Annotated in this window: 9 protein-coding genes and 1 tRNA gene; 3 read left to right on the top strand and 7 right to left on the bottom strand. The window is 73.4% G+C overall.

What is annotated here, in order from left to right; translation table 11 throughout:
* Window positions 1-148: 148 nt before the first annotated feature.
* On the bottom strand, window positions 149-1603 hold the full coding sequence (locus F6X51_RS09360; RefSeq protein WP_150962972.1) for a LysM peptidoglycan-binding domain-containing protein: 1455 nt from the start codon (window positions 1601-1603) through the stop codon (window positions 149-151).
* A 232-nt stretch (window positions 1604-1835) separates the two neighbouring features.
* Here F6X51_RS09360 and F6X51_RS09355 point away from each other — a divergent pair, with 232 nt between their 5' ends.
* Window positions 1836-2438: an LOG family protein gene (locus tag F6X51_RS09355; RefSeq protein ID WP_150962971.1), complete on the top strand. Its 603-nt coding sequence runs from the start codon at window positions 1836-1838 to the stop codon at window positions 2436-2438.
* Window positions 2439-2737: 299 nt separating this feature from the next.
* Here the strand turns inward: F6X51_RS09355 and F6X51_RS09350 are convergent, their stop codons facing one another.
* On the bottom strand, window positions 2738-5617 hold the full coding sequence (locus F6X51_RS09350) for an EAL domain-containing protein (protein ID WP_150962970.1): 2880 nt from the start codon (window positions 5615-5617) through the stop codon (window positions 2738-2740).
* Window positions 5618-5908: 291 nt separating this feature from the next.
* Here F6X51_RS09350 and F6X51_RS09345 point away from each other — a divergent pair, with 291 nt between their 5' ends.
* Window positions 5909-6319: a cupredoxin domain-containing protein gene (locus F6X51_RS09345; protein ID WP_246696721.1), complete on the top strand. Its 411-nt coding sequence runs from the start codon at window positions 5909-5911 to the stop codon at window positions 6317-6319.
* Between the two features lie 43 nt (window positions 6320-6362).
* Here the strand turns inward: F6X51_RS09345 and F6X51_RS09340 are convergent, their stop codons facing one another.
* Together F6X51_RS09340 and F6X51_RS09335 are read right to left on the bottom strand one after the other, a co-directional pair.
* Window positions 6363-7637: an efflux RND transporter periplasmic adaptor subunit gene (locus F6X51_RS09340; RefSeq protein WP_150962969.1), complete on the bottom strand. Its 1275-nt coding sequence runs from the start codon at window positions 7635-7637 to the stop codon at window positions 6363-6365.
* 154 nt (window positions 7638-7791) lie between these two features.
* Window positions 7792-7866, bottom strand: a tRNA-Val gene (locus F6X51_RS09335).
* Between the two features lie 246 nt (window positions 7867-8112).
* Between F6X51_RS09335 and gltX the strand changes: the two genes are divergently transcribed.
* The gene (gene gltX, locus F6X51_RS09330) at window positions 8113-9456 is read left to right on the top strand and encodes a glutamate--tRNA ligase (RefSeq protein WP_150962968.1); all 1344 of its coding nucleotides are present in this window, start codon (window positions 8113-8115) and stop codon (window positions 9454-9456) included.
* Window positions 9457-9465: 9 nt separating this feature from the next.
* Here gltX and F6X51_RS09325 read toward each other — a convergent pair whose 3' ends face one another.
* The 3 genes from F6X51_RS09325 to F6X51_RS09310 form a co-directional block, all read right to left on the bottom strand.
* Window positions 9466-10257, bottom strand: coding sequence for a class I SAM-dependent methyltransferase (locus F6X51_RS09325; protein ID WP_150962967.1), 792 nt, complete (start codon window positions 10255-10257; stop codon window positions 9466-9468).
* A 13-nt stretch (window positions 10258-10270) separates the two neighbouring features.
* Window positions 10271-11479: an MFS transporter gene (locus F6X51_RS09320; protein ID WP_150962966.1), complete on the bottom strand. Its 1209-nt coding sequence runs from the start codon at window positions 11477-11479 to the stop codon at window positions 10271-10273.
* A gap of 891 nt (window positions 11480-12370) precedes the next feature.
* Window positions 12371-14524 (bottom strand): OmpA family protein, encoded by a 2154-nt coding sequence (locus F6X51_RS09310; protein WP_150962964.1) that lies wholly within the window; start codon window positions 14522-14524, stop codon window positions 12371-12373.
* Window positions 14525-14684 lie beyond the last annotated feature (160 nt).

Here is a 14684-nt window from a genome sequence, read left to right as displayed (position 1 = left end):
CTTATCCGGGAGGCGGGCCAATCCGGGATGGATCTCTCGGCCGGCATATAGGCGCGAACCGCGCGCGCAGCCACCTGCCCGCCGGGCAGCCCCGCCCTGCGCGGGCGCGGCTCGCCCACCCCGGCGCCCACCCCGGCGCTCGGCCGGATCAGCCCCGGCGGCCGCCCTGGCGCTCCGCGGCCGCCGGCGCGTCCGCGGGCAGCACGAAGATCTGGCCGGGATAGATCAGGTCGGGATCGCGGATCTGGCCCTGGTTGGCATCGTAGATCACGGTGTAGCGGTCGCCCTTGCCGTAGGTGCGCCGGCTGATCTGCCAGAGGCTGTCGCCGCGGGTGATCCTGGCGGTGCTGACCTCCGCCACGAAGACGTCCCGGGGGGCCGCCCCAGGAGACGGCGTCGGGCCGGCCGGCGCCGGGGAGGCCGAGGCTTGCGCGGCGGGAGGCTGCGCGTCGGGAGGCTGCGCGGCTTCGGTATGGCGGTTGCCCGGATGCGGCTCGCCCGCCTTGCGGGTGGGCGCCGGCATCTCGGGCCTGATTCCGGGCAAAGCCATCGCGGCCACGAGCGGGTTGCTGCCCGGCCCGGGCTCCGGATGCTCGCGCGCCGCGACCTTCGGGGCCGACGCCGGGAAGGCGAAGGGCACCTCGGCGCGGTGACGCACCTTGCCGGTGACGGAATCGACCTGATCGATGCGGATCCGGTAGTCGCCGGCGCGCACGCCGCGCCCGATCGTGAAAGTCACCCGGCCGTCGGGGCCCGCGCTTCCGGGGGCCACCAGCGTGTCGTTGAGGTAGAGGCGGAGCGTCGCGCCGGGCGGCGCCTGGCTCGTGACGTAGAGCCGGCCGCCATCCTGCGCGTCGACGCTGACGATCTTGACCGGATCCGCCGGCCCCGGCTTCGCACCGGCGGGCTTCGCGGCCGGAGGGGGCATGTGCGCCACCGGCCCGGCCTCGGCCAGGCGCGCCGCCTCGGCGAGCTCCGGCTGCGACAGCACCACGGTCGGCTTGTCGGGGTCCGTCAGCGCCACGAGGGGCTTGGTGTCGCGCGTCCGGGCGACGACCACCGCGACGCTCTGCTTCGAGCGCGTCTCGCGTCCGTCGGACCCCGTCGTGCGCAGCACGATCTCGCTGTTGCCGGTGGGCAGGGCCGGCGGCACGATGGCGAATTGCCCGTTCGGGTCGACGAGGGCCTTCGCGACCGGCCTGTCGCCGACCAGCATCTCGACGGTGGTGTTCGGGGCGGCGCGCCCGGCGATCACGGTTTCGCCGTTCGGCTCGACCCGGACGATGTCGAAGGCGGGCAGCGTCTCGGCCGGCGGTGCCGGCGCCGCGCCCGGCGCCGAGGGCGGGCCGGCCAGAACCCCGTCATGGCCCGCATGCGCCTGCCGGCCGGCCTCGCTGCGCTCGGTCGGCGCGCCCGAACTCCCCTGCCCGCCCGGGCTCGCGGATCCGGGATCCTGCGGCAGGCCCGCGACCGGGTGCGGGATGCCGCCCGGCGCCATCCGCTTCATCATCTCGCCGCCGCCGAACAGGGCCACCACGAGCAGGAACCCGCCGACAAGTCCGACGCTCGCGAGACCCAGGCTCCGCCGCAACTCCGCCGTCATGGCGTCCTACTCCAACCGTGTCGATCTCACCCGCGCCCGCGCCAGGGTGTCGACAAAAACCGTCGACTGATCGCCGCATATTAACGTACATGGCCAGGACACCAAGTCTGTCCCGCCTGCCCCGGGACGAATCTCGCGCGAATTCAGCAGTTTGGCACTGTATGTGTCCGTCCCGGACAGGCTCTGCCGGGCGCTTCGCGCGGTACGCGAATCAAACGATGGAGGACGCCGGATGGCTCCGGTGAAGACGGTCTGTGTGTATTGCGGCTCGGGGTTCGGAGAGGATCCGGCCTTCCGGCAGGCGGCCGAGACGCTCGGCGCGGCCCTGGCGGAGGCCGGGATCGGCCTCGTCTACGGGGGCGGCAATGTCGGGCTGATGGGCACGGTCGCGCGGGCGGTCCTCGACGGCGGCGGACATGTCACCGGAATCATCCCGGACTTCCTGAAGTCGCGCGAGCGCATGCTCGACGACATCCAGGAGACGATCGTGGTCGGCGACATGCACACCCGCAAGCGCATGATGTTCGATCGCTCGGACGCCTTCGTGGCGCTTCCCGGCGGGATCGGCACGCTGGAGGAGCTCGTGGAGCAGCTGACCTGGGCCCAGCTCGGACAGCACCGCAAGCCGATCCTGCTGGTCTCGATCGCGGATTTCTGGACGCCGCTGCTGACGCTGTTCGACCACATGCGCGGACACGGCTTCATCCGCGCGGGGCTCGACCTGAACTACCTCGTGGCCCAGGACGCCGCCTCGGTCGTGCCGATGCTGCGTGAGGCGGCCGCCCGCACCGAACCCTCCCCGGAGGCCGAGGAGTTCATCGCCCAGAAGTTCTGAGCGGGCGGCGAAGGAGCGAGCTGCGCCCTCCCCTTCGCCGGACGTTTCACGCGGCGGCGAATCAGTGCAGCCAGCTGGTGAAGAAATAGATCAGCAGAATTATCGGCAGCGGAATGCCGATGAGCCAGAGTAGACCACCTTTGAGCATCGCAAGTCTCCGTCGAACACGAGCACTCTTCAACGAAGCCTGAGATATTCGGGTTCCGCCAAGACGGGCGCCCCGCGGCGGTGGACGTCGGAAAATTGTGGAAAGTGCCTCGCTCTGCTTGGCGGGGCGTCCGCGTCATCCCATGCCGGGTTCAGGCGATGGCCCGGGCCTCGCCGTTCCAGCGCCGCAGCAGCCCGGGGATCTCGGAGGACGGGACGGGGCGGCTGAAGAGGTAACCCTGCACCTCGTCGCAGCCCTCCCCGCGCAGGCGCGCCAGCTGCGCCTCGGTCTCGACGCCCTCGGCGGTGGTGGTCATGCCGAGGCTCGCGCCGAGGCCGATGACGGCGCGCACGATGAAGCCCGAATCGTCCGCCTGCCCGAGGTCGCGCACGAAGGACTGGTCGATCTTGATCTTGTCGAAGGGGAAGGAGCGCAGGTAGCTCAGGGAGGAGTACCCGGTGCCGAAATCGTCCATCGAGACCCGGGCGCCGAGGCCTTTCAGGCTGTGCAGCATCGCGGTCGTGGTGCCCGGATTGGCGACGAGCACCGATTCGGTGATCTCGAGCTCGAGGCGCCGGCCCGGCAGGCCGCTCACCGCGAGGGCATCGCGCACGGCACCGATCAGGCGCGCCGAGGTGAACTGCACGGCCGAGACGTTGACCGCGACCTTGAGCCCGTCCGGCCAGCGGCTCGCCTCCTGGCAGGCCCGGCGCATCACCCACTCGCCGAGGGGGATGATCAGGCCGAGTTCCTCGGCGAGCGGGATGAACTCCGCCGGCGAGATCCGGCCGCGCTCGGGGTGGTTCCAGCGCAGCAGGGCCTCGAAGCCGCAGACGCGCTCGGCGTTGAGGTCGTAGATCGGCTGGTAGTGAAGTTCGAAGCTCTCCGCCGTCACGGCCTCGCGCAGGTCGCGCTCGAGGAGGCGCCGGGCCTGGAGGCGGGCGTCCATCTCGGGCTCGAAGAAGCGGAACGAGCCGCGGGCCTCGGCCTTGGCCCGGTCGAGGGCGACGTCGGCGTTCTTCAGGAGCTTCTCGCACGACATCCCGTCGCTCGGCGCCAGCGAGATGCCGATGCTGACCCCGATCGTGATGGTCTGGTCGGCGAGCGTGTACGGCGCGCCGAGGACGTCGATGATGCGGCGCGCGAGGACGGCGGAATCCTCGGGCCGGTCGACGCCGCGCTGGACGATGGCGAACTCGTCGCCCCCGAGGCGGGCGAGGCTGTCGATCTCGCGCACGCAGGCGCCGAGCCGGCTCGCGGCGGCGCGCAGCAGTTCGTCGCCGATCACGTGGCCGAGGGTGTCGTTGACGAGCTTGAAGTCGTCGAGGTTGAGGCAGTGAACCGCGAAGCCGCTGTCGCGCCCGGCCTGCGCGATGGCGCTGTCGATCTGCTCGCCGAGGAAGATGCGGTTCGGCAGGTTCGTGAGCGCGTCGTGGCGGGCCATGAAGGCGATGCGCGCCTCCGCGTGGCGCCGCTCGGTGACGTCCTCGTAGGTCGCCACGAAGCCGCCATCGGCGGTCGAGCGCTTCTCGATCGCCACGATGCGGCCGTCGCCGAGCTCCTGCAGGAAGGTGCGGTTCTCCGGGCGGCCGAAGGCCTCGGCCTCCTCGTGCTGCAGGTCCGAGAGGGTGCGGCCCGGGTGGTTGCCGGCCTGGAGGCAGCGGCGGAGCACGTCGTTGGCGGTCATCCCGGCGATGATCGAGCCGGGCGCGAGGCCGTAGATCTCGCAGTAGCGCCGGTTCACCACCATCAGGCGGTAATTCGCATCGTAGAGGCAGAGCCCTTGCGACATGTTGTCGAGGGCGGCGTCGAGGCGCAGGTTCGTGGTGGTGAGGCGCGCCTCCTGCTCCTTCAGCACGCTGATGTCGCTGCACACCGCCACGAAGCCGCCGGCCTGGGTGGCGCTGCGGCTGACCCGGAGCCAGCGCCCGTCGGCCAGGCGGACCTCGCCGTCCCGCACCAGGGTGTGGACCGAATCGAGCACGCGGGCGGCCGGGTCGGCGCCCCGGGCCACGAGGCCCTCCACCGGCGTGCCGGCCTCCATGGCGCCGGCGCTGCCGCCGAAGAAATCGGCCGCCTGCGCGTTGGCGAGCGCGATGCGGCCCTCGGCATCGACCACCACGACGCCCTCGCGCGAGCTTTCGAGCGCGTCGGCGAGCATGGCCTGGGCGGAGCGGCGCTGGCTGACCTCGCGGGCCATCATCGCCCGGATGTTGTCGCGCATCGTCCCCATGGCGCGCAGCAGGGCGCCGAGCTCGTCGCGCCCGCCGATCGGGATCGCGTCGTCGAGGCGGCCCGCCGCGATGCGCTCGGCCACCGCCGAGGCGGCCTTGACCGGGCGCATGATGCGCCGGTTCAGGAGCCAGGCGACGATCGCCGAGAGCAGCAGCGCGATGCCGGTGGCGGCGGCGTAGAAGCGGATCTCGCTGGCGACGACGTTGCGGGCCGTCTGCCGGTAGGTGAAGCCGTCGCCGGCGGTGTAGTTCACCAGCATGTCGATCTGGCCGTCGACGATCGCGGCCTGTCGGTCGAGCGCCTCCCAGGCGGTCGAGGAGGTCGCGGTCAGGTCGAGGCCGCGGCGGATCTCGTCCCAGGTCGAGACGGCGCCCTGCACGGCGATGCCGGCGCGGGTGGCGCGGTCCGATTGCGAGCGCTCGACCGCGATGGTCAGGTCCTCGGCGAGGTTGATCGCCAGATCGGCCAGTTCCTCGTCGAGCCTCGTCCGGGCCGCGGCGTCCGGCGCGATGGTGCGGCGGACGAAGGCGGCGCGCATCTTGGCGAAGTCCGTCGCCGCCGCCCGCGCGTAGTTGATCGACATCAGCGACTGGTCGTAGGTGCGGTTGACCAGCACGCCCGCCTGGCGGATGCCGAGGGTCGCGTAGAGGCCGAGCGCGCCGGTGATCAGGCTCATGATCAGGAAGGCGACGAAGATGCGCCCGCGGATGGTCGACAGCAGGTCGGCGACGCGCCGCGGGCCCGCCGCCGCCGACGTCGGTTCGCCATCACTCGGTTCGGTCCGGTTCCGTCGCATCGAAACGCAGCTGCCCTCATGTTCCGCAGAGCCATCGTAGTTCGCACATATTAAGAGGGCATTAGCCGCGTGGTCCGGGGGGCTCTCGCGGCGCGAGCACGCTCGGCCCGACGATCGGGGCGCGCCGGTAGACTTGCCGAAACCTGCCCGACGCCCGTTTCGCGCGCTGAATTGCCTCAATGCGCATCCCTGCTGGGCGGAAATTGTGCGCGCGGCCGAGAACGGATGATGTCCTCAGCGGATTCTTAAGGCTTCGGGTCCTAGTCTGGCGAACCGCGCCAGAGGCCGCCGATGACCACCACGACCCTCCCCCTCGCCGATCCGCCCGCCCTTCGCCCGGACCTCGCCGCGGCGCGGAGCCTGAGGCGTCTCGCGGCAACGAGCGGTCTCGCTCTCCTGGCGGGGGCGCTCGCCGGGATCGTCCTCGTGACGGGGCTCGAGGCCAGCGGCCGGATCGTCTCGCAGAAGGGCCGGGCCTTCCTGCCCGTCAGCCTCGCGGTGGAGCGCGGCGAGACCGTCACGATCGTCAACGACGACAGCGACCTGCTGCACCACCTCTACGTCGAGTCCGACCGCTTCACCTTCGATTCCGGCGACCAGATGCCGGGCAGCCGCACGGCCATCACCTTCACGGAAGCCGGCACCTTCCAGGTGCTCTGCGGCATCCATCCGAAGATGAAGCTCGCCGTCCGGGTGAATTGAGCGGACCGCGCGCGACGTCTGACCAACGCGTCGCAGTCGCGTCTCAGCGGGCCGCGGCCTGGACCGGCTTGCCGGGCGCCGGATCGGGCGCGCGCTCGATCGGCTGGCCGTCGCGCAGGTCCGGCGGCGGGCTCAGCACGATGCGCTCGTGGCCCGACAGGCCCTGATCGAGTTCGATCGTCTGCCCGAAATCGCGCTTGATGTGGACGCCGCGCCATTCCGCGTGCCCGTCCTCGCGGGCGACCGCCACCTGCGTGCCGCGCTGGTTGAAGACCAGGGCCTCGGCCGGGATGATCACGGCGGGTTCGAGGCGCGGGATCTTGAGGGTGACGTAGACGTAGAGCCCGGCCCGCAGGGCCCCGTCCGGGTTCGGCACGTCGACCTGCGTCGTCAGGGTGCGGGAGGCGGTGAGGAGCGCCACGGAGCTGCGCTCGACGAGGCCCTGGAAGGCGCGGTCGGGCATCTGCGGCACCCTGATGGTCGCCTCGACGCCGGCGCCGACGCCGACCGCCGCGTTCTGCGGCACGTTGACGGAGATGCGCAGGATGTCGTCGCGGTCCATGGTCAGGAGCGCGGTGCCGGCCGCGTCCGCCTTGACGAGGTCGCCGACATCGACGGTGCGGGTGGTCACGACCCCGTCGAAGGGCGCGACCACGTCCTTGAAGCCCGTCAGCGCCTTGAGCCGGTCGACGGTGGCCGCCTGAGCCTTGATGTTGGCCTCCGCCACCTTCACGCCGGCCTCCGCCGAGGCGAGGTTCGCGCTCTGGCTGAGCACGCCGGCCTGCGAGTTGTCGGCGTTCTGGCGCGAGGCCCAGCCCTGGACCGCGAGGGTGCTGGTGCGGCTGTTCGTGACGTTGGCGAGGTTCACGTTGGCGCGGGCCTGGTCGACCATCGCCCTGGCCTGCAGGAGCTGCGCCTCCATCTGGCCGAGCTGCGCCTGGGATTGGGCGAGCTGCTGGTCGAGATCGGGCGCGGCGATGCGGAGCAGGATGTCGCCGGCCTTGACCCGGGACCCGATATCGACCCGGCGCTCGGCGATGTAGCCGGTGGCGCGGGCGAAGATCGCCGCCTTGGCGAAGGCCTGGGTCTCGCCCGGGAGCGTCAGGTCGATGGGCTTGTCGGCCCGCTCGACGGCGGCCGTGCGCAGGCGCGGCACGAAGTCCTTCGCCTTGCGCTGCGTCTCGGCGGCGGCCGCCCGCTGCTGCCACTGCCCGTATCCGCCCCATCCGAGGAGTCCGAGGGCCACGAGCCCGACGAGGACGAACGGTCCCTTGCGCGGCGGCGGCGGGATGTCGTGCACGTCACCGTGCGCTTTCATGAATCGCGGATCCTGAAGCCCGGAGGCGGCTGCGGAATGTGGCAGACCATATACGTCGGCGCCGCCCGGTCCTAGAGCCTCGCAGTGACGCACCGGGCCGCGTTGCAGGGCCGGCACAGCTGCGCGATGACGCGTGCGGGATCCGAAGGCGGAATGGTGGGCGCGACAGGGATCGAACCTGTGACCCTTCGCGTGTGAAGCGAATGCTCTCCCGCTGAGCTACGCACCCGGACCGAGGGCCTTCTAGGGCCGCCGATGCGGGCGCGTCAAGGCCCCGGGACGCGGGCCGCGCCCCTCGCGCCGGCCCGATGAGCCCGCGGCGGGCCCGGGCCTGCGACCCGGCCTCCTCCCGTGCGAAACCGCGCTCCTGCGCACGAAACCGAGCGGGCATCGCCCGAAGGCTCCCCGCCGACCCCGCGGGCTCCGATGCGCGAACCGGATCGACGCCGCGCGAAAATCCGCTAGGACGTCGGCCATGACAGCACTCGTCCGCTTCGCCCCCTCCCCCACGGGCTACCTGCATATCGGCAACGCCCGCCCGGCCCTCCTGAACGCGCTGTTCGCGCGGGCCGAGGGCGGGCGCTTCCTGCTGCGCCTCGACGATACCGACCGGGAGCGCTCGACCGAGGTCTTCGCGGCGGCGATCGAGGAAGACCTCGCCTGGCTCGGCATCGTGCCGGACCTGCGCGCCCGCCAATCCGACCGGGTCGCGGTCTACGATGCGGCGGCGGAGCGCCTGCGCGCCCTCGGGCGGCTCTACGCCTGCTACGAGACCCCGGAGGAGCTCGACCGCCGCCGCAAGCGCCAGCTCGGCCGCGGGCTGCCGCCGATCTACGACCGCGCCGCCCTGGCGCTGACGGATGCGGAGCGGGCCGCCTTCGAGGCGGAGGGCCGCCGGCCGCACTGGCGCTTCAAGCTCGACCACCGCGTGGTCGCCTGGGACGACCTCGTGCGCGGCGAGGCGCATATCGACTGCGCCTCCCTCTCCGACCCGGTGCTGATCCGGGCGGACGGCACCTACCTCTACACCCTGCCCTCCGTGGTGGACGACGCCGAGATGGGCGTCACGCACGTCATCCGGGGCGAGGACCACGTCACGAACACGGGCGTGCAGGTGCAGATCTTCGAGGCGCTGGAGCGGCCGGTGCCGGTCTTCGGGCATCACAACCTGCTCACCACCGCGGATGGCGAGGGCCTATCGAAGCGCCTCGGCCACCTCTCCCTGCGCGGCCTGCGCGAGGACGGCTACGAGCCCGCCGCGGTCCGCTCGCTGGCGGTGCTGACGGGCTCGGCCGAATCGGTCCGTCCGGTGGCCTCCCTCGACGCGCTCGCGGGCCTCGTCGACCTCGCGCAGATCTCGCGGGCGCCCGCCAAGTTCGATCCGCAGGATCTCGACGCGCTGAACGCCCGCCTCGTCCACGAGATGCCCTTCGGCGAGGCGCGCGACCGGCTCCTCGCCCTCGGCGTCCCGGAGGAGGAGGCCGAGCCGTTCTGGGGGGCGGTCCGGGCCAATCTCGGCAAGGTCGCGGAGGCGCGGGACTGGTGGCCGGTCGTCGCCGGCCCGGTGGTTCCGGTGCTCACGGACGCGGCCGTGACGGCGGCGGCCGCCGACACGCTGCCGCCGGAGCCCTGGGGACCGGAGACCTGGAAGGCCTGGACCGGCGCGGTCCGCGAGCGCACGGGCGCCAAGGGCAAGGCCCTGTTCATGCCCCTGCGCCTCGCCCTCACGGGCCTCGACCACGGGCCGGACCTCGCCGGCCTGCTGCCGCTGATCGGCCGGGACCGGGTCGCGCGCCGCCTCGGCGGCGAGACCGCCTGAGGCGCGGGGTCAGCGGCCCGGCGCGCCCGCCCGCGCGCTCACCGTCATCGTGTCCGCCGTGAAGGTCCCGTCCGGCTCGATCGCGAAGTGGCGGCGCACGGCCTCCGAGGCGCCGGCCTGGAGCGAGCGGATCGCCGCCACGTGGGTCGCGGGCGTGCGCATCCGGGCGATCCAGCTCGCGAAGTCGAGGCGCAGGCGGCGCAGGACCGGCGGCTCGGCGTCGAAGCCCGCCGCGCGCAGCATCGCGCCCCATTCGGAGGCCGTGTAGTCCCGCGCGTGCGACGGGTCGCGCAGCAGCTCGACCGCCTGGAGATGGGTGTCGAGGATCGGGGCCTCGGGGGCGATCAGGTCGGCCACGATCAGGCGGCCGCCGGGCCTCACCACGCGGCGCGCCTCCGCGAGGGCGGCGGGCACGTCGGCCCAATGGTGCGCGCTGAAGCGGGTCAGCACCGCGTCGAAGCTGGCATCCCCGAAGGGCAGGGATTCGGCCGCCCCCCGCCGGGTCTCGATGTTGACGAGCCCGCGCCGGCGGGCCTCGGCCGCCACGGCGCCGAGCATGTCGGCCGAGAGGTCGTAGGCGGTGACGCGCCGGGCCGCCTCCGCCACCGCGAAGGCGACGTGGCCGCCGCCGCTGCCGAGGTCGAGCACGTCGCCGGCGGGCTCGGCCCGCATCCGCGCGGCGATCTCGGCGAGGTCCTCCCCGGCGGCGTGGACCGCGCTCGCCACGTAGGCCGCGGCCTGGGGGCCGAACTGGTCGGCGACGTGGGTCTCGTGGCTGCGGGGCGCGGAATCCGTCGTCATCGCGGCATCTCCGTCAGGGGATCTTGAGGGGGGCGAGGCGCGAGAGCCGGATCGCGATCGCCAGGGCGACACCGTAGAGGCCGCCGACGAAGAGCACGACGCCGGTCCAGCCCGAATGCGCGAAGAACCAGCCGCCGGCGGTGCCGAGGACCGAGGAGCCGAGATAATAGAGGCAGAGGTAGATCGAGGAGGCCTGGGCCCGGTCGCGCAGGGCCCGCCGCCCGATCCAGCTCGACGCCACCGAGTGCGCCCCGAAGAACCCCACCGTGACCACTACGATGCCGGCGATGATGATCCAGAGGTGCTGCGACAGGGTCATCAGGATGCCGGCGAGGCCGACGCCGATGGCGAGCCAGAGCACCTTGCGGCGCCCGAGGCGGCTCGCGATCTCGCCGGTCAGCGCCGAGCTCGCTGTGCCTGCGAGGTAGACGACGAAGATCGCCCCGATCGCGGTCTGGCTCAGGGAGAAGGGCGGGTCGAGCAGGCGAAAGCCGATGTAATTGTAGACGCAGACGAAGCCGCCCATCAGCAGGAACGCCTCGGAGAACAGCCAGGGCAGGCCGGGGTCGCGGAAATGCTGGCCGAAGGTCGCCGGCACCGCCCGCCAGGCGAGCTTGCTGCGCACGAAGCGGCGGGAGGGCGGCAGCGCCTGCCAGAACGCGATCGCGGCGAACAGCGCCAGCACCCCGATGGTGCCGAGGCCGAGCCGCCACGAGCCGTGATCCGCGATGATCCCCGCGATCAGGCGCCCGACCATGCCCCCGAGGGCGTTGCCGCCGATCAGGAGGCCCATCGACAGGCCGATGGCGCGCCCGTGCATCTCCTCGCTCAGATACGCCATGGCGACGGCGGGCAGCCCGCTCGCGGTCAGGCCCGTGAGGGCGCGCAGGGCCAGGAAGCCGTGCCAGCTCGGGACCAGGGCGGCCACGATCGTGAGGATCGCCGAGGCGAAGAGCGAGGCCGTCATCACGGGCTTGCGGCCCCAGACCTCGGAGAGCGGGCTGACCACGAGGAGCGCGATCGCCAGCATGGCGCAGGGCAGCGACAGGGCGAGGCTGCTCTCGGCCGGCGACACCCCGAAATCCTCGGCGTAGATCGGCAGCAGGGGCTGCACCCCGTAGAGCACCGCGAAGGTCGAGAACCCCGCCGCCGCCAGCGCGAGGGTGGTGCGGCGAAACACCGGCGTCCCGGCCTCGATCAACCGGTTGCTCGCCTCGTCCATGCTCATGCTGCTCCCGCGGGCCGTGCCGGCCCCAGGGTGTTGAGCCCCGATCCCGCCCCCGTCAACCGCCGGTCATGCCACCCGCGCGGCAGCCGCGCAGGGCTGTCACGCCCCGGCCGCAGGCCGCACGTCGCGGGTGGCGCGACCGGCGGTCGACGGGGACGGCGCGAGCGGCCCGCCGCGCCCCCTCTCCCGTGCGGGAGAGGTTTGCCCGCGGAGCGGGCCGGGGTGAGGGAGGCGACTTGTCCGGAGAGGTCGCACCCCTCACCGTTCCGCTGTCGCGGATTCGACCACTCCCGGACGGGAGAGGAGGGCGCACCGCGGTCCGAAGTTCATTGTGGTTCCGTGGTGAGTGTGGGTGGCACGCCGCGCCCCCTCTCCCGGGCGGGAGAGGGTTGGGATGAGGGATCCGACCTCTCCGGATGCGTCGCACCCCTCACCGTTCCGCTGTCGCGGATTCGACCACTCCCGCACGGGAGAGGAAGGCGCACCGCCATCCGGAGTGCGTTGTGGTTCCGTGGTGAGCGCGGGTGGCACGCCGCGCTCCCTCTCCCGTGCGGGAGAGGGTTGGGGTGAGGGATCCGACCTCTCCGGATGCGTCGCACCCCTCACCCGGTGCGCGTTCCGCGCACTCGACCTCTCCCGGACGGGAGAGGTGGGGCGCTCCGCCGTCGGCGCGGCGGCGTTCCGGGGCGCTGGCCGACGAGCCCGGGACGGCGTCGCGGATGGCAGGACAGGCGCGGGTGAAGCGACTCGCCCCCTCGCCCGTGCGGGAGAGGTTTGCCCGCGGAGCGGGCCGGGGTGAGGGATGCGACTTGTCCGGAGAGGTCGCACCCCTCACCGATGCGCTCACGCGAACGGTCCCGGACCGGGGAGGCGTGGCCCTCGCCGTCACCGCGGCGGCGCGCCCTCGGCTTGCCCCTGCTGGATCAGCGGCGTGATGCGCCGGACGGTGACGCGGCGGTTCTCGCGGGAGGCGTTCTGGGTGTTCACCTTGAGGTACTGCTCGCCGTAGCCCTGCGTCGTCAGGTTCTCGGGCGGGACCTGGAATTGCTGGGTGAGCACGGTGGCGACCGATTGGGCGCGGCGATCCGACAGGGAGAGGTTGTCGATGTCGGCGCCGACCGCGTCGGTGTAGCCCTCGATCAGGAAGACCTCCTGCGGGTTGGCGCGGATCGACTGGTTGATGGCCGCCGCGATGGTGGCGAGCCGGGCCGCCTGGTCCGGCGTCACCGTGAAGGAACCGGTGTCGAAGTTGATCGTGTCGATGTCCACGCTGCGCATGCGGGCGCGCAGCTGCGGGCTGTTGCGGACCTGATCGAGGGTGTAGCGCCGGTCCACCGCCATCACCGGCGGGGCCGAGAGTGCCTCGTAGACGCTGCGCTCGTCCGCCCCCTCGTACTCGACCACGTAGCGGTCGCGCGGGATCCGGATGTCGGGGGGCGGCAGGTCGACCACGTCCTCGTAGATCGGGCGGGCCCGGCCCCCGTAGGCGTTGTCGATGAGCACGACCTCGCGCCCGTCCCGGAAGCGGCGGGAGCGCCGCAGCAGCCGGCCGTCATCGTCCACCACGGTGACGATGACCTCGCCGCCCGGCCGCTGCAGGTAGGTGACCGTATCGCTGCCCCGGCGCTCGCTGCGGTAGCCGCGCCGGTCGAGATCGCGAAAGCGCTCGTTCTCGTCGTGGCGGATGAAGTAGCCGCCGCGGTCGCGCACGATGAGGCGGCCGGGCTCGCGGATATAGGTGCGCCCGTCCTCGTTGAACTCGCGGCGGTCGCGGCGGATCCGGTCGTAGTCGCGGACGTCCGCGTCGTCCTCCCGGAAGCCGCCCGGGATGTAGTTCGGGCGCCCCGGCGCGTTGAAGCCGTCGCGTGCGCCGCGCCCGCCGCGGTCGTCGACGCGGCCCGCCGGCGGCCCGCCGAGACCGGGCTGGCCCGCATCCGGGACCGGCTGGCCGGGAATGCCGGGGCGGGCGTTCGGCGCCGCGCCGGGGGCCGTCTCGAGATTGCCGCCGCCGGTGCCGGGCGGCGCAGCGTTCGGCTGAACGGGACGGCCCGGAACGCCCGGGGCCGCGTTGGGCGCCTGGACGGGGCGGCCGGGGCCGCCCGGCGCCGCGTTGGGAGCCTGGACCGGACGGCCGGGCACGCCGGGAGCCGCGTTCGGCGGCGCGTCGGGGCGCGGCGCGACGGCCCCTGCGCCCGCATCCGGCGCGGCATTCGGCTGGACCGGGCGTCCGGGGACACCGGGGGCGGCGTTCGGGGCCGTGCGCTCGGCCGGCCCGGTGCGCTGATCGTTGGGCCCGCGGGGCTCGGGCGCCCGCTGCGGGGCCGGAGCCGGCGCGGCCGGGGCGGGCGCCGTCGGGACAGGCGCCGTCGGGGTGGGCGCAGTCGGAGCTTGGCGCTGGGCCGGCGCGGTGCCGCCGTCCGGCGCGCGCCGCTCCCGGCCCGGTCCCTCGCGGCGATCCGGGCCGGGCGCCTCGCGGCGCTCCTGATCCGGCGCCTCGCGGCGGTTCGGGGACGGCGCCTCGCGGCGGTCCGGCGCGGCGCGGTCGGGGCGATCGGGGGCGCGCTCGCGGGCGGCCGGGCGCTCGTCGGGGTCGCGCCTCTCGGGACGCGCCGGGGGGGCGCGGTCCTCGCGCGGTTCGGGCCGCTCCTGCCGCTCTTGCCGCGGCGCAGGCCGCTCGGGGGCGCGCTCGGGACGCGCCTCGGGCGCGCGCTCGGGACGCGCGGCCGGCCGTTCCTGCGCACGCTCCGGCGCAGGCCGCTCGGGCCGCGGCTCCGGTCGCTCGGGCCGGGGCGGGGCCGCCCGCTCGGCCGGTCCCCGCTCCGCGCCGGGGCCGCGCTCTGGGCGCCCGCCGCCGCGCGGGCCTTCGCCGCCGCCGCCGCGCGGGCCTTCGCCGCGGGGCTCGCGCTCGCCGCCGGGGCCGCCCTGCGCCAGGAGAATGGTGCCCGAGACCGCGTCCCCGGACCGCGACAGCGTCGGGCCCGAGAGGAGGAGGCCGGGCAGCATGGTGCCGGTCAGGAGCAGCAGGCGGGTCGTCCGCATCAGGTCATGTCTCGCATTCTGGGTCGGGGCGTTCCCAACAGGGTCGGGCCGATATGGTTCCAGAATGCCGGAGGTCAAATCGAGACGCGGGCGATGCTGTCGCGCGTGCCCGTTCGGTTGGGGTGGATGCTTCGGAGGATCTGCGCCGGGGCCGGCGCGC

It is taken from the genome of Methylobacterium planeticum, assembly GCF_008806345.1.
Classification (GTDB): domain Bacteria; phylum Pseudomonadota; class Alphaproteobacteria; order Rhizobiales; family Beijerinckiaceae; genus Methylobacterium; species Methylobacterium planeticum.
Note: the sequence above shows the minus strand (reverse complement) of the source record. Positions and strands in the feature narration are given on the sequence as shown.